This window comes from Aquirufa antheringensis (assembly GCF_004307425.1).
GTDB classification, from domain to species: Bacteria; Bacteroidota; Bacteroidia; order Cytophagales; family Spirosomataceae; genus Aquirufa; species Aquirufa antheringensis.
Map to the genome: position 1 here is coordinate 75,758 of NZ_SEWZ01000004.1, position 20,864 is coordinate 96,621.

Here is a 20,864-nt window from a genome sequence, read left to right on the forward strand (position 1 = left end):
TATGCAATTTTCGCATTTGCACAACCATTCCCAGTTTTCCCTCTTAGATGGTGCGTCTAAGATTTCGTCTATGTTCAAAAAGGCGAAAGCAGATAATATGCCCGCTGTCGCGATTACGGATCACGGGAATATGTTTGGGGTATTTCAGTTTGTGGCTGAAGCCGGAAAGCAAGGGGTGAAACCGATTGTGGGCTGTGAGTTTTATTTAGTGAATGATCGCCACAAGCAGGTTTTTACGAAAGAGTTAAAGGATAAGCGCTATCACCAATTGTTCTTAGCGAAGAATCCAGAAGGCTACCAGAATTTGGTCAAATTATGTTCTTTAGGCTTCATGGAGGGGATGTATTCCAAATATCCTCGGATTGATAAGGAGCTCGTTTTAAAATACCACAAAGGCCTAATCGCCACGACTTGTTGTTTAGGGGCCTCTGTGCCACAAGCGATTTTGCGCGATGGCGAGGAAGCGGCGGAGAAGGAATTTAAGTGGTGGTTGGATTTGTTTGGCGAAGATTATTACATCGAAGTACAAAATCACTTTATTCCAGAGCAGCAGACGGTGAATGAAGTCTTGTTGCGTTTTGCGAAGAAGTATAATGTGAAGGTGATTGCGTCGAATGATAGTCATTATTTGGACCAAAAAGATGCCAACGCACACGATATTCTCTTGTGTATTAATACCGGCGAAAAGCAGGCCACTCCTACTTACAAGGATATTGAGGGGGATTTTGATATGAAAGGAAAGCGTTTTGCTTTCTATAATGATCAATTTTACTTTAAGACGACGGAGGAAATGACCAAACTTTGGTCGCACGTTCCTGAGGCGATTGATAATACGAATGAGATTGTGGGCAAAGTGGAGACACTGAAACTCACGAAAGACGTGATGTTGCCTAATTTCCAAATCCCGTCTACTTTCTTAAGTCAGGATGATTATTTGGAGCACATCACGATGGAAGGCGCTAAAAAGCGTTACATCGATATTGATCAGGTCGTAGAAGAGCGTTTGCGCTTTGAGTTACATACCATCAGAACGATGGGTTTTGCCGGTTACTTCTTAATTGTAGCCGATTTTATTAGTGCTGGACGTGATTTAGGCGTTTATGTGGGGCCAGGTCGTGGATCAGCGGCGGGTTCAGTGGTGGCTTATTGTTTGGGAATTACAAACATTGACCCCATTAAGTACAATCTCCTTTTTGAGCGTTTCTTGAATCCAGATCGGAAGTCCTTACCCGATATTGATACGGACTTTGATGATGAGGGCCGCCAAAAAGTGATCGACTACGTCGTAGATAAATACGGTAAAAACCAAGTAGCGCACATTGCAACTTATGGTACGATGGCCGCGAAAATGTCCATTAAGGATGTTTCTCGCGTTTTAGACCTCCCCTTGCAGGAATCCAATGCCTTAGCGAAACTGGTTCCAGAGAAACCGAAAATTACGCTAGACCGTATTTTCAATGCGGCTTTGACCGGAGATAAGAGTTTAGCAGACAAGGAAGGACTTAATCCGGAAGAATTAGAACAGGTAAAGGAATTGCGTCGCATTAAGGAAGCTGGTGGTTTGCCAGCTACCGTAATCGAAAATGCGCTGATTTTAGAGGGTTCTGTTCGTGGAACAGGTATTCACGCGGCGGGTATCATCATTGCACCTTCTGATTTAACCGATATTTTGCCGGTGGCTACTTCGAAAGACGTGAGTCTATTGATTACGCAATACGACGGTTCTGTGATTGAGAATGCGGGGGTAATTAAGATGGACTTTTTGGGATTAAAAACTCTCTCCATCTTGAAAGAGGCCGTTCGCTTGATCAAGCAGAACCACAATGAGACGATCATCTTGGATGACCTACCTTTGGACGATAAAACAACCTACGAATTATACCAAAGAGCCGAAACGAACGGTACCTTCCAATTTGAATCCCCTGGGATGCAGAAACACTTACGTGATCTGAAGCCCGATCAATTCTCTGATTTAATTGCGATGAACGCCTTGTTCCGTCCCGGTCCGATGGTCTACATTCCGAATTACATTGCCCGTAAACACGGTCGCGAGAAGATTGAATACGATTTACCAGAAATGGAGGAGTATTTGAGCGATACGTACGGAATTACGGTCTACCAAGAGCAAGTAATGCTTCTATCCCAAAAGCTGGCGAATTTCACGAAGGGTGACGCTGATGTACTTCGTAAGGCCATGGGTAAAAAGGACAAAGCCACCATCGATAAGATGAAGGGTAAGTTCATGGAAGGCGGCGCGGCGAATAATCATCCGGTGGACAAGTTGGATAAGATTTGGACGGACTGGGAAGCATTTGCTCAATATGCCTTTAACAAATCCCACTCAACTTGCTATGGTTTAGTGGCTTACCAAACAGGTTACCTGAAAGCAAACTACCCACCCGAGTTTATGGCGGCGGTACTTTCGAACTCTTTAGGTAACATTGAGAAGATCACTTTCTTCATGGATGAGTGCAAGCGGATGGGCTTATCTTTATTAGTTCCGGATGTAAATGAATCCTCTCGCTCGTTTGCGGTGAATAAGAAAGGCCAAATCCGTTTCGGACTAGGTGCGATCAAAGGTGTGGGTGATGCGGCGGTTGATGCAATTGTGGAAGAACGTCAGAAAAATGGCGAATACAAGGATATTTTTGACTTCGTTTCTCGAATCAATGTACGTCAGGTAAACAAGAAGAGTTTAGAATCGCTTGCACTTGCTGGGGCATTTGATTGTTTTACTGAAGTGGCTCGATCTCATTATTTTGCTATCGATTCACAGGATAATACGAATTTTATTGAGAAAATTGTTCGCTATTCGTCCCGTATGGCAGAATTGAAGGCAGAAGCTACTGCTTCCCTTTTTGGTGAATTAGGAGCTGGAACGGGTAATGACATCGCTCAGCCTAAGATCCCTACTGCTGAACCTTGGTCTGTGATGGAGCAATTGAAGAATGAGAAGGAAGTGGTGGGCGTTTATATTTCTGGTCATCCTTTGGACGAATACAAAACAGAGATCGCTAATTTCTGTAATTCGAATACGGGTCAATTAGAATTACGTCCGAATGTAGCACAGACTTTTGCCGGAATCGTTACCAAAGTAAACGTTAGAACCTCTGCGAACGGAAATCAGTTTATGATTTTCACTATTGAAGATTATGCAGGTAACTACGAGTTTGCCTTATTCTCGAAAGATTACATCCAGTTTGAACGATTTATAGCACAGGATCGATTGTTATTCATTAATGGATCGTATCAATTAAAGAATCGCCACATGGATCAAATGGTCTTCAAGATTCAATCCATCGAATTATTGTCAGAAATTTTATCGGATCGAACAAAAGAGATTAAATTGCGTTTAGACTTAAACCGATTGACACCTGCTTTATTAGATTTATTGCAAGAAACCTTGGAACGTAATAAAGGGGACAAGAAGTTAACTTTAGAGGTGTACGACGAGCAGGAGAAAATAGGAATGGACTTTTTATCGCGTAAAATGCAGGTTAGCATTGGTAAAGGCTTGATTTCTGAGCTTAAAGAGCTTGAAAATGTGGGCTTTAAGTTAATTTCGTAAAAATTTTAATCCGGGAACTAATTGTTCTGCCGGTTTTGTTTTAATTTTGAATTTTATAAAATATATCAAACAATGGGAAAATACGTAGAGGCAACAGATGCTAATTTTCAAGAGTTAATCGGCACTGATACACCAGTTTTAGTAGATTTTTGGGCAGAGTGGTGTGGCCCATGTAAAATGATCGGACCAATCGTGGAAGAATTAGCGGGAGATGTAGAAGGTCAAGCGATTGTAGCGAAAATGAATGTAGATCAAAATTCAGCAGTACCTGCTTCTTTAGGTATTCGCTCTATCCCTACTTTGATGGTATTCAAAAAGGGTGAAATGGTAGAACGTTTAGTAGGAGGAAATATCCCTAAGTCGGTTTTAGCTGAAACTTTATTAAAGCACGCTTAATTATTTAAGCGAATACACTTTATTCATAGCCTGTAACAAGATGTTGCAGGCTATTTTTATTTCCTCTTCTGTAATGGTCAAAGGCGGCGCAATGCGTAGTGAATTATCACAAAATAAGAACCAATCGGTTATTAGGCCATTCAGAATACATTCGTCTATCACGGCTTTCACGGTCTTAAAGTCCTGCATCTCCACCGCTAGCATAAATCCAATTCCCCGCACTTCGTGAATAATCGGATGTTGTAAAAGGCTTTTGAATTGATTGCTTTTAGCAGGTATTTGAGCCATTAACTGTTCATCCATGATATAGCGGAGGGTAGCTAAGGATGCCGCGCACGAAACGGGATGTCCTCCAAAAGTGGTGATATGGCCTAATACGGGTTCGAAACTCAAGGTTTTCATCACTTCCTCATTGGCTAAAAAGGCCCCTATCGGCATTCCTCCGCCCATTCCTTTAGCCGTGAGAAGTATATCTGGAACGATATTCATGGGCTGGAAAGCCCAGAATGTACCCGTTCTCCCAAAACCCGATTGGATTTCATCTACTATCAATAAGGTTCCGGTTTTGTCGCATCGCTTGCGTAGAGCTTGAAAATAGGCTGTGGGTGCCGTTTTAACACCAGCCTCCCCTGCTACGATCTCAATCACTACCGCAGCTGTTTTCTCGGTTATTTTAGTGAGATTAGCAATGCAACCATGGTGAATATGGCTGATACCGGGCAATAAGGGACGAAAGGCATTTTTGAAGTTTTCATCACCCGCGATGGACAAAGCTCCTTGACTTGCACCATGGTAAGCATTAAAACAAGAAATAAATTCAGTTCGGCCAGTATAGCGTTTAGCTAACTTCATGGCTCCTTCGACAGCCTCCGTCCCTGAATTCGTGAAATAGACTTGATTTAAATGTTCAGTACCGGTAGATTTAACTAACGCTTCCGCGAGTTGCACTTGGGGGCTTTGTATGTATTCTCCGTAGACCATCAAGTGCATATAGGCGTCTACTTGATCTTTTATGGCTTTTACGACGGCAGGATTTCGGTGTCCTACATTCGAAACAGCAATTCCAGAGATCAAATCCAGGTAAGATTTTCCCTTAGCATCGTACATATACACGCCTTCCGCTTTGGTTATTTCTAATGCCAAAGGTGCGTCCGAGGTGGGCGCCATAAATTTCTGGAAGAGCTGTCGATGCGTGAATCCCATAGCCCACAAAATTACGTTAATTCTTGTTAAGTGCTCGCCGTTCGTCAAAATATTCAATTGAATTAGCGCCATTCGTTTACTTTTGCCTTATGAAATTATTTTTACTCCTTCTTACTACTTGCATAGGCCTTCAGGCACAGACACTTAGCGGAACTATTCGTTCGAATAAGGGCGAATTGATGCCATTTTCAACGATTTGGGTGAGTGACTTGAATAAGGGGACTTTAGCGAATGAGGAGGGTAAATACGCCATTCAATTGCCTAAGGGAGAGCACGAGGTAGTTTTTCGCTTTTTAGGACATACACCCAAAGTGCATCAAGTTTCGAGTGCGGGAGATGTTTCACTCGATGTGGTACTTTTAGAAGAAGCCATCACACTTCAAGATGTCAATGTAGGAGGTTTAAAAGAGGATCCTGCCATTGGCATGATGCGTCGAATGATCTCTATGGCTCCTTTTCACTTAAAAGAGATTGATCGATACACGGCCAAAGGCTATGTCAAAGGAGCAGGTAAAATTACTTCTATTTCTAAGGTCATGAATGCCCTTGTAGGTAAGAAGATGGAAAAGGAAGCAGGTATAAAAGTGGGCTCCACCTATGTATTAGAAGGAATTAATCAGATTACTTATACTCGACCCAATAAGATTGATGAGAAAGTTTTGTCGAATCGGAACAACCTTCCCGCTGTGTTGAAAAACTCCGGGGCACCTAATTTACGAATCACGCAAACGAATTTTTATCAACCTAAGGTTTGGGGCTCTCTGGTATCCCCTATTTCCCCATCCGCTTTCTCCTTTTATAAATTCGCTTATTTAGGTAGTTTTCAGTTGAATGGTCAAACGGTCTCCAAGATTCAAGTCAAGCCTAAATCAACCTCAGATGATTTGTTTGAGGGTACTCTCTCCATAGTAGAAGATACTTGGAGTATTTATTCTTTCAGTTTAGCTTTCCGTAATTCCCAGGGTTATTACACGTTTCAGCAGCAGAATGCACTGTTTCAAGGTGTTTGGATGCCGGTTAATTATGACGTGAATGTCAATTTTGATGCGATGGGCTTTGGAGCCACATTTCGCTACATCACACAGGTGAAAGAATATTCGATTAAAGTGAATCCGGCATTTGTGGTTAAGCCTACCATCATCGAGGAACGCTTACATAAGGATTGGGCCAAAGAGATCAATAAAGAGAAAATATCCTCCCCTAAACTGGCTTTGGGAAAAGAATTGACGCGTAAAAAGTTAAAGAAGGTGCTGAAAGAAATGGATAAGGAAGAGAAAAAGGAAGAGTTTAGTTCAGATTATACCATTACTGTTGATTCATCCGCCTCTATTAAAAAGGAGGAATACTGGGAGGCGGAACGTCAAGTTCCATTGACAGAGGCTGAAGCGAAAGGCTATAAAGAGGCTGATAGCTTATCTGTACAAGACGAAAAGAAACGCTTAAAGGACTCGGTGAATGCATTGCCAAGATTTCATTATGGGGATATTTGGGGAGGTCGTGTATATAATTACGGTCAAAAAGGCTTAGGGGCTAGATTAACGCTCAGTGGTTTTCAGCCGGGTTATACGGCTGTAGATGGATATTCAGTAGGCAGAGGTTTGCATTACCGACATACCTATCGCTTGGCGGATTATTGGGGGACAGGATTCGATGTTCGCTATGCTTTCTCTCGAAAAGCTTGGAACGGGATGGCCTATGTGGAGCGAAATTGGGATGAGAATCGCCAAAGAATGCAATTAGCCGGTGGTTCTACCATTGAACAAGTTAATTCAACAGAGCCCATTTCTTCCGCTGTTAATCTTTTCTATGCCTTATTCTTGTCACAGAATTATATCAAGTTATACCAAAAAGATTTCATTAAGGCCTCTTATGCACTACAATTGAATGCTAAGTGGAATTTGAATACGGTTTTGGAGTTGCGATCTCGTACAAGTCTGGTGAATCAGGAGGAAAATGGATTGTTTCATAAAGAGCGTCAATTTGAGTCAAATGGACTCCCTTTTGCAACGAGTAAACAAGTGTATGGCTCCATTTTAATCAGATATCAGCCTTTCGCGACATGGAGAAGATACAATGGATCCAGGTGGTTATCGAACGAATCGGGGCCTACTATAACGAGCACCTTTGAGCAAGCACAGGGAGATGATGCCTATAGTAAAGTCTCATTTCAAGTTTCTCAACGAATTCCTTTAGCGAATTGGGGATCGATTAATTACCGTATTTCAGCTGCTCATTTCCTTCATAAGCCATCTATTTTAATCGATTACCAACATTTTAAAGGAAATGAGGTGCTAGTGTCTTCAGGTGAATCGAGTTTTTTAGCCTTACCCTACTATGCCCTTTCGAATCCTGGAGATCATCTAAAAGCATTCATAACTTGGGAACCTAGGAAATTTATCCTCACTCAAAACCCTTTTTTATCGCTTTATGGCCTAAAGGAAAAAGTAGGTTATTCCTATCTTCAGACATCGTTGAATTCTCAAACGATTCAGTACCAAGAGCTTAGTTATGGCTTGACTGGAATAGGGAAAATTTTGGGTTTGGATTTAGTGTATCCGATAGGAACGGTTGTGCCTGAAAAATGGAAAGTGTTGATCCGATTGCCTTTCTAATTGTTTATTTGCACACATTTACCTAAATTGTGCTAAATTTTTTTGGAATAATCTAAATCAACCTTTATGAATCAAATTGTTTACTTAGTTCCTGCTTTTGGTTTAGTAGGATTGCTGTACACAGCGTGGAAGTTTAATTGGGTATCTAAACAGGATGCCGGTAATGAAAAAATGCAAGAGTTGGCTGGTTATATCGCAGATGGTGCGATTGCCTTCTTAAAAGCAGAATGGAAAATTTTAACCTATTTCGCGATCCCCACCGCTATTTTATTAGCTTGGTTAGGTTCACAAGAGGGAACACCGGATAATCCGATTCACTCCTCCCCTCTAATTGCCGTTGCTTTTTTAATTGGAGCAGTTTTCTCTGCTACCGCAGGTTATATCGGTATGATCGTAGCTACAAAGGCGAACGTTCGTACGGCTGAAGCAGCTAGAACTTCTTTAGCAAAAGCCTTGAATGTTTCTTTTACAGGCGGATCCGTGATGGGAATGGGTGTAGCAGGTTTAGCTATCTTAGGTCTAGGCGGTTTATTTATTGCTTTCTATCAAATCTTCGCACAAGGTCAAGCATTGACTTCAGTAGAGATGAAAACGGCGATTGAAGTATTAGCTGGTTTCTCTTTAGGAGCTGAGTCTATCGCTTTATTTGCGCGTGTAGGTGGTGGTATTTATACGAAAGCAGCTGACGTAGGGGCTGACTTAGTAGGTAAAGTAGAAGCAGGTATTCCTGAGGATGATGTGCGTAACCCTGCCACTATCGCTGATAACGTAGGTGATAACGTAGGTGACGTAGCAGGTATGGGAGCCGATTTATTTGGTTCTTATGTAGCGACTATCTTAGCGACGATGGTATTAGGTCAAGAAATTTCGGTAACAGATAATTACGGAGGTTTCTCTCCAGTCTTATTACCGATGTTAATTGCAGGTGTAGGTTTACTAGCTTCGTTAGTTTCGACTTTCTTTGTTCGTATCTCTAGTGAAACTTCATCCGTTCAAAATGCATTGAACGTAGGTAACTACACTTCTATCGCGATTACTTTTGTAACATCGTACTTCTTAGTGAAGAACATCTTACCAGAATATTTAACACTTCGTGGTACCACATTCACTTCCATGGATGTGTTTTATGCGATTATCGTTGGTTTAGTGGTAGGTACTTTAATGTCCATCATTACGGAATACTATACGGCTATGGGCAAGCGTCCAGTCGATTCAATCGTTCAAAAATCAGGTACAGGTCATGCGACTAACATCATTGGTGGTTTAGCGGTAGGTATGGAATCAACGGTTTTGCCTATTTTAGTATTGGCAGCAGGTATCATCGGTTCTTATCACTTTGCCGGAATTTACGGTGTATCTATCGCTGCTGCAGGTATGATGGCTACAACAGCGATGCAACTAGCAATCGATGCTTTCGGTCCTATCGCGGATAACGCGGGTGGTATTGCAGAGATGTCTCAATTGCCTAGCGAAGTACGTGATCGTACAGATAACTTAGATGCGGTAGGAAATACAACAGCAGCAACGGGTAAAGGTTTTGCTATTGCTTCTGCAGCCTTAACTTCTTTAGCCTTGTTCGCAGCTTTCGTAGGTATCGCAGGTATCAGCCACATCGATATTTATAAAGCAGATGTTTTAGCTGGTTTATTTGTAGGTGGAATGATTCCATTCATCTTCTCTGCTTTGTGTATCTCAGCAGTAGGTAAAGCAGCTATGGAAATGGTGAACGAAGTTCGTCGTCAATTCCGTGAGATTCCAGGTATCATGGAATACAAAGCAAAACCAGAATACGAGAAGTGTGTAGCTATTTCTACAGAAGCTTCTATTCGCCAAATGATCCTTCCAGGTGCGATTGCCTTAATCGTTCCCGTGTTAGTAGGATTTACGATGGGACCAGAAGTTTTAGGTGGTCTATTAGCAGGTGTAACTGTTTCAGGTGTATTGATGGGTATTTTCCAATCAAATGCAGGTGGTGCTTGGGATAACGCTAAAAAATCATTTGAGAAAGGTGTCTTAATCGATGGTCAAACGTATAAGAAAGGTTCAGAGCCACACAAAGCGGCTGTAACGGGTGATACTGTAGGTGATCCATTCAAGGATACGTCAGGTCCATCTATGAACATCTTGATTAAATTGATGTCCATCGTTTCATTAGTGATTGCTCCTTACATTCACGTGGGAGATAACGATCACGCTTCTGCAACGAAGATGGAGAAAGCTCCTATCGTGAAAGCGATGGTGGCGAAGAAATAGTTTCCTATATCTATAGGCATTAAAAAAGCCCCGCATTTGCGGGGCTTTTTCTTTATCTATCAATCTGTGAATCCGTTTGAAATTAAGCGTTGATTTTACCTCTTAATGCTCTTGGGATATCGATTGTTGCTACTGGGTTAGACATTGGATTTAAGATCTCACATCCTTCCACTTGTAGTTTGTTTACTTTGACTGTTTGACCTAAGTCTAAACCAGAAATATCAACTGTTACGAAATCAGGAATGTTTTCTGCTTGACCACGTAAAGTTACCTTACGTAATTTTTGCACCATTTTACCCCCTTTGATAACACCTGGAGAATTTCCAGTTACTTTAATAGGCACAGCAATCTTGATCGCTTTACCTTTTTGGATTTCCAAGAAGTCTACGTGGTAGATCATCTCGTTTACAGGGTGGAACTGTGCATCTTGTAAGATCGCACGGTATTTCGTACCCTCAATGTTTAATTCAACTTCGTATACATCCGCTGAATATAATAATTCACGGAAAAGGATCATTGGAACAGCAAAGTGAACTTGCTCAGAACCACCGTATAATACACAGGGTGCCATTGCTTCGTTACGTAAATCATTTGCGCTCTTCGTACCGAGATTCGCTCTTTTAAACCCTACAATCTCTAATTTTTTCATCTTGTTTTTGTTAATGCTTCTAGTCTTTCGCACATTGGCTATCCCCTAGAAACGGTTGAAATTAATATTTAATAAATAATGAACTGATAGATTCGTGATCACGGATACGACCAATCGCCTTCGCAAAAAGCTCAGCTACTGAAAGTACCTTAATTTTGTCACACGTTTGTTTCTGAGGAATGGTATCTGTCACCAATAACTCTGTCAAAACAGAATTAGAAATGTTTTCATACGCCTTACCTGATAAAACGGGGTGGGTAACAACCGCCCTTACTGAATTTGCTCCTTTATCCATAATTAATTGTGCGGCTTTGCATAAGGTACCACCAGTATCAATTAAGTCATCGACTAGGATTACATCTGCGCCTTTCACGTCTCCAATTAATTGCATGGAAGCAATTTCATTAGCGCGTTTACGGTGCTTATCGCAAATAACCATCTCCGCATTGAAGAATTTGGCCATGTTACGTGTGCGAACAACGCCTCCCACATCGGGTGATGCGAAAAGAATGTTCTCTAAATTTAATGATTTCAAATAAGGAACGAAGATGGCATTTCCTTCCAAGTGATCCACTGGGAAGTCCATGAAACCTTGGATTTGACCAGCGTGTAAGTCAATCGTCATTAGACGATCAGCTCCAGCTGCTGTCAATAAATTACCCACTAATTTAGCTCCAATGCCTACCCGTGGACGATCCTTCCGATCTTGACGTGAATACCCAAAATACGGAATTACAGCTGTTACATAGTGAGCAGACGCGCGTCTAGCAGCATCAATCATTAATAACAACTCCATTAAATTGTCCGCAGAAGGGAAAGTAGACTGAATGATAAACACATCACAACCACGCACTGATTCATCAAAACTAGGTGACATTTCACCATCTGAGAAGCGAAGGTTTGTTACTGCGCCCAAATCTTTTCCATAATACTTCGCAATATCCTTTGCTAAATAATTAGATGCAGAACCAGAAAATATTTTAACTGCGTTAATCGCTGCCATGGGTTTGTTAGGGCTTATTTTAAATAATAAGGGGCAAAATTAAGCAATTTCGCCCCTATTTCAAATTATTTTACGGATGCACGGATGATGTTTAAAGCACCACCAGCTTTGAACCATTCGATTTGTTGCTCATTGTACGTGTGGTTCACAGCAAAACTATCTGTGCTACCATCCGCGTGAACTAATTCGATCGTCAATGATTTTTCAGGAGCAAAGCCTCCTAAACCTACGATGTTGATAGAATCATCCTCTTGGATTTTATCGTAATCAGCCTCGTTTGCAAAAGTTAAGGCTAACATCCCTTGCTTCTTCAAGTTGGTTTCGTGGATACGAGCAAATGACTTCACTAAAACGGCACGAACACCTAAGTGACGTGGTTCCATCGCAGCATGCTCACGAGATGATCCTTCTCCATAGTTTGTATCTCCTACTACAATAGTTCCTACACCAGCTGCTTTGTAAGCACGTTGAGTAGCTGGAACTGGACCATATTCACCAGTTAATGCATTCTTCACGTTGTCCGTCTTCTCATTATAGAAGTTCACCGCTCCGATTAACATGTTATTCGAGATGTTATCTAAGTGACCACGGTATTTCAACCAAGGACCTGCCATCGAGATGTGATCCGTTGTACATTTACCTTTGGCCTTAATTAACAATTTTAACCCTTTCAAATCAGAACCTTCCCATGCTGCGAATGGATCTAATAATTGTAAACGATCAGACGTAGCTGATACTTTCACTTGAACGCCTGAACCATCAGCTGCAGGAGCTTGGTAGCCCGCATCTTCCGCAGCGAAACCTAATTTAGGTAATTCGTCTCCCGTAGGTGCGTCTAATTTTACTTGTTCTCCTTTTTCGTTTGTTAACGTATCCGTTAATGGATTGAACGTTAGGTCACCCGCAATCGCTAAAGCAGTGACCATTTCTGGTGAAGCTACGAAAGCAAACGTGTTCGGGTTACCATCTGCACGTTTTGCAAAGTTTCTGTTGAACGAGTGAACAATCGTGTTCTTCTCTCCTTTTTCTGCACCTGGACGAGCCCATTGGCCAATACAAGGTCCACAAGCATTGGAGAATACCGTGGCTCCGATAGAATCAAATGTCGAGATGAAACCATCACGCTCGATCGTGTAACGAACTAATTCAGAACCAGGAGTGATCGTGAATTGTGCTTTAGTCTTCAATCCTTTCGCAGCTACTTGCTTCGCTAAAGAAGCGGCACGCGCGATATCTTCATAAGAAGAGTTAGTACAAGAACCGATTAAACCTACTTCGATTTTTGTAGGCCAGCCGTTTTTCTCTGCCATTTCTTTCATTTTTGAGATAGGCGTAGCTAAATCCGGTGTGAAAGGGCCGTTCAAATAAGGTTCTAATGTATCTAAATCGATTTCGATTACTTGATCAAAGTATTTTTCTGGGTTTGCATAAACCTCTGGATCTGCTGTTAAATGATCTTTAACACCATTCGCTAAAGCAGCGACATCTGCACGTCCTGTCGACTCTAAGTAACGCGCCATAGAAGCATCGTAACCGAAAGTAGACGTAGTAGCACCGATTTCAGCACCCATATTACAGATAGTTCCTTTACCAGTACAAGACATAGAAGTTGCACCTTCGCCGAAATACTCAACGACTGCACCCGTTCCACCTTTTACGGTCAGGATACCTGCCACTTTTAGGATAACATCTTTAGGAGATGTCCAGCCATTTAATTTACCTGTTAACTTAACACCAATTAGTTTAGGGAACTTTAATTCCCAAGCTAAACCTGCCATGACATCGCAAGCATCTGCTCCACCTACACCGATGGCGATCATACCAAGACCACCCGCGTTAACCGTGTGTGAATCCGTTCCGATCATCATTCCGCCTGGGAAAGCATAATTTTCTAATACTACTTGGTGAATAATACCTGCTCCTGGTTTCCAGAAACCGATACCGTATTTGTCAGAAACTGACGATAAGAAGTCATAAACCTCTTTATTTTTATCCACTGCTACTTTTAAATCCGTAGTAGAGGCAACTTTTGCTTCAATTAAGTGATCACAATGCACGGTAGAAGGTACGGCCACTTGTGGACGACCTGCTTGCATGAATTGTAACAAGGCCATTTGAGCAGTTGCATCTTGCATCGCCACACGGTCTGGTGCAAAATCTACATAAGAAGCACCTCTTGCATACGCAGAAGAAGCTGTTCCTTCCCATAAATGGCTATAAAGAATTTTTTCAGTTAACGTAAGCGGTTTACCTGTTAACGCACGAGCCGCAGCAATGCGAGCCGGCATGCGATCGTAAACAGCTTTAATCATTTCAATGTCAAAGGCCATGGTAAAAGTGTTTGGTAAAAAATGTTTACAAAATTAATAGATTAGCTTCAATTTTGCCACTATTTTATAAGAACATTTCCTTTGTTAGGGAATTATTAGGAACTTTGTTTTATTGCTTGATTTAACCTATTTATAATAGGACTATTTGAACATTTTAAGATCCACATCGCTTGAACTATTTGAAAATATTGCTTTTGATTGGATGTTTTTTTCATTTTGATCCAAATGAAAGTCAAGCGCAATCCCTCACTCCTGCTTCCATACTAGACAGAGCTTTGAGTTCCGCTGAGGAACATGGTAAGTCCATTGGTTCTTTTAAGATGCGTGTTAAGGTGCAAGAAAAGGCACGATTTAATCAGGTTATTGGTATTGCTCGCAAGCGACTAGTCGCTAAAGAAGGGATTCAAATGGGGCAATGGTATGGGAATCAAACCATGTCAGAAGTGCAAGTGGGTCATTTGAATCAATTAATCCACGGTATTGAATCTGTTCAGACTTTTCATAAGAAGTATACGAAACCTACGCTTTTTCTTTGGCCTGATTTTTACCAAGATTATGTGGGAACGTCCTGCGTCTCACCTTTGAGTTATCAAGCGAAATCCTATTACCATTTTAATTTTAAAGGAGACACCTTAGTCGAAGGTAAAGCTTGCTATCAATTTCAAGTAGAGCCTAAAATACGTCGCGACCGTTTATTTAAGGGAACATTAACCTTAGATGAAGCGGGTTGGTTGGTGCGATTTGAAGGGGCTGTATTTGCAGATGCAATCGATTATTCTTTTGATTTGCAAAATCAAAACTTTCAAGGAAAATGGATTCCTAAAAAGGGGCAAATTCGACTCTTAGCGGGTTTATTAGGAAGTGATGGCGAATATGTATGGGATCAAGAAACGATAGGGAAACCGTCAGAATGGAAATTTGAAGCTAGCCTATTTGAAGAGCCCAAAAATGCCAAAGAAACATTAAATATCTCTGCCGTTGCTTTTGATGAAACCTATGCAAACCAGTTTTTGACCAATTTACACGGATCCTTATTACGAAAGTGGAAGCAACGTCCCACCTCTAATTTAGTGATGATTGATTCAGTCTATTATAAAACGGCTGAAACAAATACAGTATTGGATCCCGCATTTTTCACAGAAGTTCCGGGAATGAAGAATCGCGAGGTGGTGATTGATAGTTTTAAAGTAACCCCTTTTAATCCATCTCAGTTGATTTTAAGTAAGTCCTTTTATTTTGGGGAATTCAAGCGTGATTATTATCCATTTGAAATCTATTATAAATCGCCGATTTTTGATTCCAATTTTAATACGGTAGAAGGATTTGTAGCTAATACAGCTTTAGTTTTCAGAAAGCGTTGGTCGCGTTACCATATGTTAGAGGCAGAAGTTTTAGGACGGAGAGCTTTTGGCATAAACCGAAACTCGGGTCTAGTTAGATTACGCTATCGAGGTGATTCTTTCGATCTAACCGTGACTAATGGGGATTTTGTGGCGCAGTATAATCCGGAGAATACGATCTCTCCCGAGATGAATTCACTGTCAACGCTGTTGTTGAAGAACAATCAGATGAAGATTTATCGTTCTAAATTCACTTCGCTGAATTTCACTAAACGCTTCTCTGCTCGCTTCTTTTTGAAATCGTTAATCGAATATTCGGAACGTTCACAGATGGATAACACAACGGATTATTATTGGATTAACTTCTTGAATCGCGACTTTAAGCCGAATAATCCGACGAATTCAGAGTATACCCAGGAAGGATTTGCGACCCATCAATCTTTTATTACTCAGTTACAAGTGGGTTTTAGGCCCTTTTTGACTCAAAGTTACCGAGCGAATACGCGTCTGACGGATTGGGGTTCCTCTCCCCTGTTATTAGCGAAATACCGGGCTGGGTGGAAAGACGTGGGTGGATCTTTGACTGATTTTAATCAAGTGGAATTGTCTTATCTACATAATATTGAAGTGAACCCTTGGATTAAGATGGGCTTATTAATTAATGCAGGGACTTTTATTGGAAATAAACCAGCTTATTTTATCGATTTTAAACATTATAATGGTTCGTTAAACTTAATTCAGGCGGGGGAAATGTTAGCTTCGGAGCGTTTAGTCGGTTATTACCAAAACTTTACTTCTGGTACAAATCAGCGATTGAATGTGAATCATTATGCAAATTCCACAGCCGGAGCTTATGTCGAAGCACTGAGCTTCTTTCAATTTTCTAATCTATGGTTAAAGCCTTTATTAGGAATGAAAAAATTGTACGTAAAGGAAGTGTTAATTGCTAACGCTAATTATGTTCAGAATCAGAATTTACTCTATAATGAGGTTGGATATGGTCTTGATGGGGTGTTCAAGATCTTTCGATTAGAGGCGATTGCTAACTTTATTAATGGTCAATTTAGTTACATCGGATTTCGAGTAAATATTAATTCAAGAATTCGCATTGGAAATATTCCAGAATAATTTTTTTTAGCTTTTCGTCAAATTTTGCCTCTTTGTTAAATTTAGAGCCCTTATATTTGAGGTCATTTTAAGAATTTCATTTTTTAACCAGCATAATGGCAAAAAATTTAGTCATCGTTGAGTCTCCAGCGAAAGCGAAGACCATAGAAGGATATTTGGGAAAGGATTTCGTGGTGAAGTCTTCTTTTGGTCACGTACGCGATTTGCCTATTAAAGGAGATAAGGCTATTGATGTGGAGAATGATTTTGCTCCTACTTATGTGGTGTCTGCAGATAAAACCAAAGTCATTTCTGAGTTAAAAAGTCTAGCGAAATCATCTGAGGAAGTCTGGTTAGCGACGGACGACGACCGGGAGGGAGAAGCGATTTCGTGGCATCTAAAAGAAGCATTAGGATTAAAGGATAACGCGAAGCGCATTGTTTTCCGCGAAATTACGAAGCCTGCTATCTTACAAGCCATCACCCAGCCACGTACCATTGATATGGATTTAGTGAATGCACAGCAGGCGCGTCGGATTATGGATCGCTTGATTGGATTCGAATTATCGCCGGTTCTTTGGTCTAAAGTGCAAAAAGGTTTGTCTGCTGGTCGTGTACAATCGGTAGCGGTTCGGTTAATTGTAGAACGCGAGCGTGAAATCGAAAATCATGAGGCGGTGGCCACTTTTAAAGTAGTCGCTCATTTTGATTTACCGGGTAAAAAAGTGTTGAAAGCAGAATTATCGAAGGCTTTTGCCAAAGAAAATGATGCATTAGACTTCCTGAAAAAATGTGTAGGCGCTGCGTTTAGCATCAAAAGCTTAGAAACGAAACCGGCGAAAAAATCTCCTGCACCTCCATTTACAACTTCTACCTTACAACAAGAGGCATCTCGTAAACTAGGTTTTGCCGTGGCGACTACGATGTCTGTCGCCCAAAAACTCTACGAATCAGGTCGCATTACTTATATGCGTACCGATTCTACGATGTTATCGCAAGAAGCGCGTGATAAGGCGAAAGCGGAAATTGAATCAGCTTATGGCGCTAAATTCCACTACAGTCGTCAATTTAAAACCAAATCAGAAAGTGCGCAAGAGGCTCACGAAGCCATCCGTCCGACGGATTTTGCGAACCACAGTATCACAGGTGATGCACGCGAGAAGCGTTTATATGAATTAATTTGGAAGCGGGCGATTGCGTCGCAAATGGCAGACGCCTTGATTGAGCGTACGACCGCTTTGATCGATATTTCAACCACTCCAGAGCTTCTATCTGCTCAAGGAGAAGTGATTGCTTTTGAAGGTTTCTTGAAGGCCTATTTAGAAGGCAAGGATGACGAGGAAGAGGATGAGAACAAAGATATGTTGCCTCCTTTGAACGTCGGTCAAGTATTAGCATTAGATGAAATGAAGGCGCAAGAGCGTTTCACTCGTGCTGCGCCACGTTATACGGAGGCAAGTTTAGTGAAGGCTTTGGAAGAAAAAGGGATCGGTCGTCCTTCGACCTATGCCCCTACCATTTCCACCATCATTAAGCGTGCGTATGTGGTGAAAGAAGATCGCCCAGGAAGGGAGCGTGAATTCCAAACTTGGGTCCTTTCGAACAACGAAATTGCTGGGAATAAGGCAACGGAGACGGTGGGTACGGAAAAAGCGAAATTATTCCCTACACATATCGGAACTCTCGTAACGGATTTCTTAGTCGAAAACTTCGAAAACGTGGTCGATTATACGTTTACCGCGGAGATGGAGGATGAATTTGATAACATCGCTAAAGGTAAATTAGAGTGGACCGTCTTAATGAAGAATTTCTATAAGTCTTTCCACCAAACGATTGAAGATTCTAAATCTATCAACCGCAGTTCTGTGGGTGGTGGACGTGAATTAGGTGTAGATCCGAAAACGGGACGATTAGTGTCTGTTCGTTTAGGGAAATTTGGTCCATTTGTACAGTTAGGAGAATCTTCTGAGGAAGAAAAACCTGTCTTTGCGAATTTAACGAAGACGCAATCGGTGAGTACATTGACTTTTGAAGAAGCTTTGGCCTTATTAGAACGCCCTAAATTGCCTCGCGAAGTAGGTATTCATAACGATATGCCGGTAATTATTGGTGCTGGTAAATTAGGTCCTTATATTAAATACGATGGTAAGTTTACGAGTTTGCCAGATACCCACGATCCCTTCACGATTGAAATGGATCAAGCGATTGCCGTGATTGCACAAGCCTTGAAAGATGCGGAAGCAGGTGGATTAGGGTATTTTGAGGATTCCTTGATTGAGACGGGTAAAGGCCGTTTTGGACCTTATGTAAAGCACAATGGCAAATATTATTCGTTAGCCAAAACGGATAATTTAGCTACCATTGATCAAGCTCGTGCGATTGAATTAATCGAAGCGAAGCGTAAAGTGGAAGCGAATAAGTTTATTAAGGAATTTGCGGAAAATGAAACGGTAAAAGTGGTAAATGGAATGTATGGGCCGTATATCCAAATCGGTAAACGCAATGTAAAGATCCCTAAAGGAACCGAACCAGCAGATTTAACATTGGAGGAGTGTTTAGCGCTTGGCGACGCGGCTCCTGCACCTAAAAAAGCACGTAAAAAATAAGCATATGAGTCAGATTATTGATGGAAAGATGGTCGCTGAAACGATGAAAGTCGCGATCGGTGAAGAAGTAAAACAAATGGTCGCTGCGGGCCAAAAAGCCCCTCATCTCGTGGCTATACTCGTGGGTAACAACGGCGCCTCAGAAACCTATGTGGCCAATAAAGTGAAGTCATGTGAGGAACTAGGTTTTGCCTCTACCCTGTTGCGTTTTGATCCATCGATCTCTGAGGCTGATTTATTAGCGGAAGTACAAAAAGTGAACGACAATCCGGATATGGATGGTTTAATCGTTCAATTACCACTTCCAAAGCACATTAATCCAGATAAAGTGATGGAAACGATTCATCCGTCTAAGGACGTTGATGGTTTCCATCCGATCAATATAGGTCGCATGGCGAAAGGATTGCCGGCATATATCTCTGCCACTCCGCAAGGAGTGTTGGATTTATTAGCTTATTACAAGATTGAAACAGCAGGAAAGCATTGCGTGGTAGTAGGTCGTTCTCAAATTGTGGGTTTACCTATGTCCATCTTAATGCAGCGCAATCACCCGGTGGGTAACTGTACGGTTACCTTAACGCATTCTAGAACGACTAATTTAGCAGAAATTTGTTCTCAAGGGGATATTGTTATTGCGGCCTTGGGTATACCAGAGTTTATCAAAGCAGCACACATCAAACCGGGAGCCGTTGTGATCGACGTAGGTTTAACGCGAGTGGAAGATGCAACAAAGAAATCAGGTTTTGCTTTAAAGGGTGATGTGGATTTCGATGATGTAGCTCCTAAATGCTCATATATTACGCCTGTACCCAAAGGTGTAGGTCCTATGACCATCGTTTCCTTAATGAAAAACACGCTTTTAGCTGCTAAAGGCGTGATTTATCCGAAAAACTAAGACTGATATAGATAGCGATAAAAGACTCCTAAGGGGAGTTTTTTATCGTATTCATCGTTCAAATAGATCTCTCCTGATTCTGCCTTTTCTGGCACATTGAAAATACCTTTCATTAAATTTTCAACAACTAAGGTAGAAAAGCCTAAGGAATAGACATTCGTTAAAAGGATGTGTTCTTTCGGATCTAATATCTCCTTCACAGAACGTAACATATCATCGATTTGCTCTTCTAATACCCATTTTTCTCCTTCTGGACCGCGTCCATAGGCTGGAGGATCTAACAGGATACCTTGATAGAAATTACCGCGTCTGGCTTCACGTTTCACGAATTTAAGCGCATCTTCAGCCATCCAACGGATATTGTCAAGCTTGGAGACTTCCATGTTCTCTCTCGCCCAGGATAAAACGGGTTTTACCGAATCCACGTGTGTGACCTCAGCGCCCACCTGCTTGCAGGCTAAACTCGCACCGCCTGTATAGGCGAATAAGTTTAGGATTTTAGGTTTAGGTGTTTTTAACAAAGGAATGTTTTTTGCCAAAAACTCCCAGTTCGATGCTTGCTCCGGAAATATCCCCACGTGTTTAAAGGAAGACAAGGAAATCTTAAAATTTAGATCCAAAGTCTCCGATTGATACGGCATAAACCATTTATCCGGTACGCCTTTCTTTACTTCCCAAACACCGCGTTCATTGCTTCCCTTTTCTTTTTTGAAATAAGCATTCGCCTTACTAGCCCAAAATTCTTCAGATAATGATTTTTGCCAAACAGCCTGAGGTTCAGGTCGTCTCACCACAAAAGCCCCAAATTGCTCGAGCTTTTCGAACCCACCGGAGTCAATTAATTCGTAATTTTTACCCCAAAATGCGGGTGTTTCAATGGCAATAGAAGCTGAATTTTTCAA

12 protein-coding genes are annotated in these 20,864 nt (G+C 41.5%); 7 read left to right on the forward strand and 5 right to left on the reverse strand.

Annotated elements, in window-relative coordinates; all coding sequences use genetic code 11:
* Nucleotide 1: 1 nt before the first annotated feature.
* Together dnaE and trxA are read left to right on the forward strand one after the other, a co-directional pair.
* A complete protein-coding gene (gene dnaE / locus EWU21_RS08945) occupies nt 2–3,568 on the forward strand; it encodes a DNA polymerase III subunit alpha (protein WP_130896621.1) in 3,567 nt (1,188 codons plus the stop codon).
* A gap of 72 nt (nt 3,569–3,640) precedes the next feature.
* Complete coding sequence (trxA, locus tag EWU21_RS08950) at nt 3,641–3,964, forward strand: thioredoxin (RefSeq protein WP_130896622.1); 324 nt, start codon at nt 3,641–3,643, stop codon at nt 3,962–3,964.
* Here the strand turns inward: trxA and EWU21_RS08955 are convergent, their stop codons facing one another.
* Nucleotides 3,965–5,167 carry an aspartate aminotransferase family protein gene (locus tag EWU21_RS08955; protein ID WP_130896953.1) on the reverse strand — a complete coding sequence of 401 codons (1,203 nt, stop codon included), beginning with the start codon at nt 5,165–5,167 and terminating at the stop codon, nt 3,965–3,967.
* Nucleotides 5,168–5,256: 89 nt separating this feature from the next.
* Here EWU21_RS08955 and EWU21_RS08960 point away from each other — a divergent pair, with 89 nt between their 5' ends.
* Together EWU21_RS08960 and EWU21_RS08965 are read left to right on the forward strand one after the other, a co-directional pair.
* A complete protein-coding gene (locus EWU21_RS08960) occupies nt 5,257–7,779 on the forward strand; it encodes a DUF5686 and carboxypeptidase regulatory-like domain-containing protein (RefSeq protein ID WP_130896623.1) in 2,523 nt (840 codons plus the stop codon).
* A gap of 66 nt (nt 7,780–7,845) precedes the next feature.
* A complete protein-coding gene (locus EWU21_RS08965; RefSeq protein ID WP_130896624.1) occupies nt 7,846–10,032 on the forward strand; it encodes a sodium-translocating pyrophosphatase in 2,187 nt (728 codons plus the stop codon).
* An 82-nt stretch (nt 10,033–10,114) separates the two neighbouring features.
* Here the strand turns inward: EWU21_RS08965 and EWU21_RS08970 are convergent, their stop codons facing one another.
* The 3 genes from EWU21_RS08970 to EWU21_RS08980 form a co-directional block, all read right to left on the reverse strand.
* Nucleotides 10,115–10,681, reverse strand: coding sequence for a 50S ribosomal protein L25/general stress protein Ctc (locus EWU21_RS08970; RefSeq protein WP_130896625.1), 567 nt, complete (start codon nt 10,679–10,681; stop codon nt 10,115–10,117).
* A gap of 61 nt (nt 10,682–10,742) precedes the next feature.
* Nucleotides 10,743–11,684: a ribose-phosphate pyrophosphokinase gene (locus EWU21_RS08975; RefSeq protein ID WP_130896626.1), complete on the reverse strand. Its 942-nt coding sequence runs from the start codon at nt 11,682–11,684 to the stop codon at nt 10,743–10,745.
* Between the two features lie 65 nt (nt 11,685–11,749).
* Nucleotides 11,750–14,014 (reverse strand): aconitate hydratase, encoded by a 2,265-nt coding sequence (locus EWU21_RS08980; protein WP_130896627.1) that lies wholly within the window; start codon nt 14,012–14,014, stop codon nt 11,750–11,752.
* Nucleotides 14,015–14,193: 179 nt separating this feature from the next.
* On the opposite strand from EWU21_RS08980, the gene EWU21_RS08985 reads away from it, so the two are divergent.
* The 3 genes from EWU21_RS08985 to EWU21_RS08995 all read left to right on the forward strand — a co-directional run bounded on the left by EWU21_RS08985 (nt 14,194) and on the right by EWU21_RS08995 (nt 19,962).
* The gene (locus EWU21_RS08985) at nt 14,194–16,482 is read left to right on the forward strand and encodes a DUF5686 family protein (protein ID WP_145983581.1); all 2,289 of its coding nucleotides are present in this window, start codon (nt 14,194–14,196) and stop codon (nt 16,480–16,482) included.
* Between the two features lie 95 nt (nt 16,483–16,577).
* A complete protein-coding gene (gene topA / locus EWU21_RS08990) occupies nt 16,578–19,067 on the forward strand; it encodes a type I DNA topoisomerase (protein WP_130896629.1) in 2,490 nt (829 codons plus the stop codon).
* A gap of 4 nt (nt 19,068–19,071) precedes the next feature.
* The gene (locus EWU21_RS08995; protein ID WP_130896630.1) at nt 19,072–19,962 is read left to right on the forward strand and encodes a bifunctional 5,10-methylenetetrahydrofolate dehydrogenase/5,10-methenyltetrahydrofolate cyclohydrolase; all 891 of its coding nucleotides are present in this window, start codon (nt 19,072–19,074) and stop codon (nt 19,960–19,962) included.
* On the opposite strand, the gene EWU21_RS09000 is transcribed toward EWU21_RS08995, so the two are convergent.
* Nucleotides 19,959–20,864, reverse strand: coding sequence for a class I SAM-dependent methyltransferase (locus tag EWU21_RS09000; protein ID WP_236633207.1), 906 nt, complete (start codon nt 20,862–20,864; stop codon nt 19,959–19,961). The genes EWU21_RS08995 and EWU21_RS09000 overlap by 4 nt on opposite strands.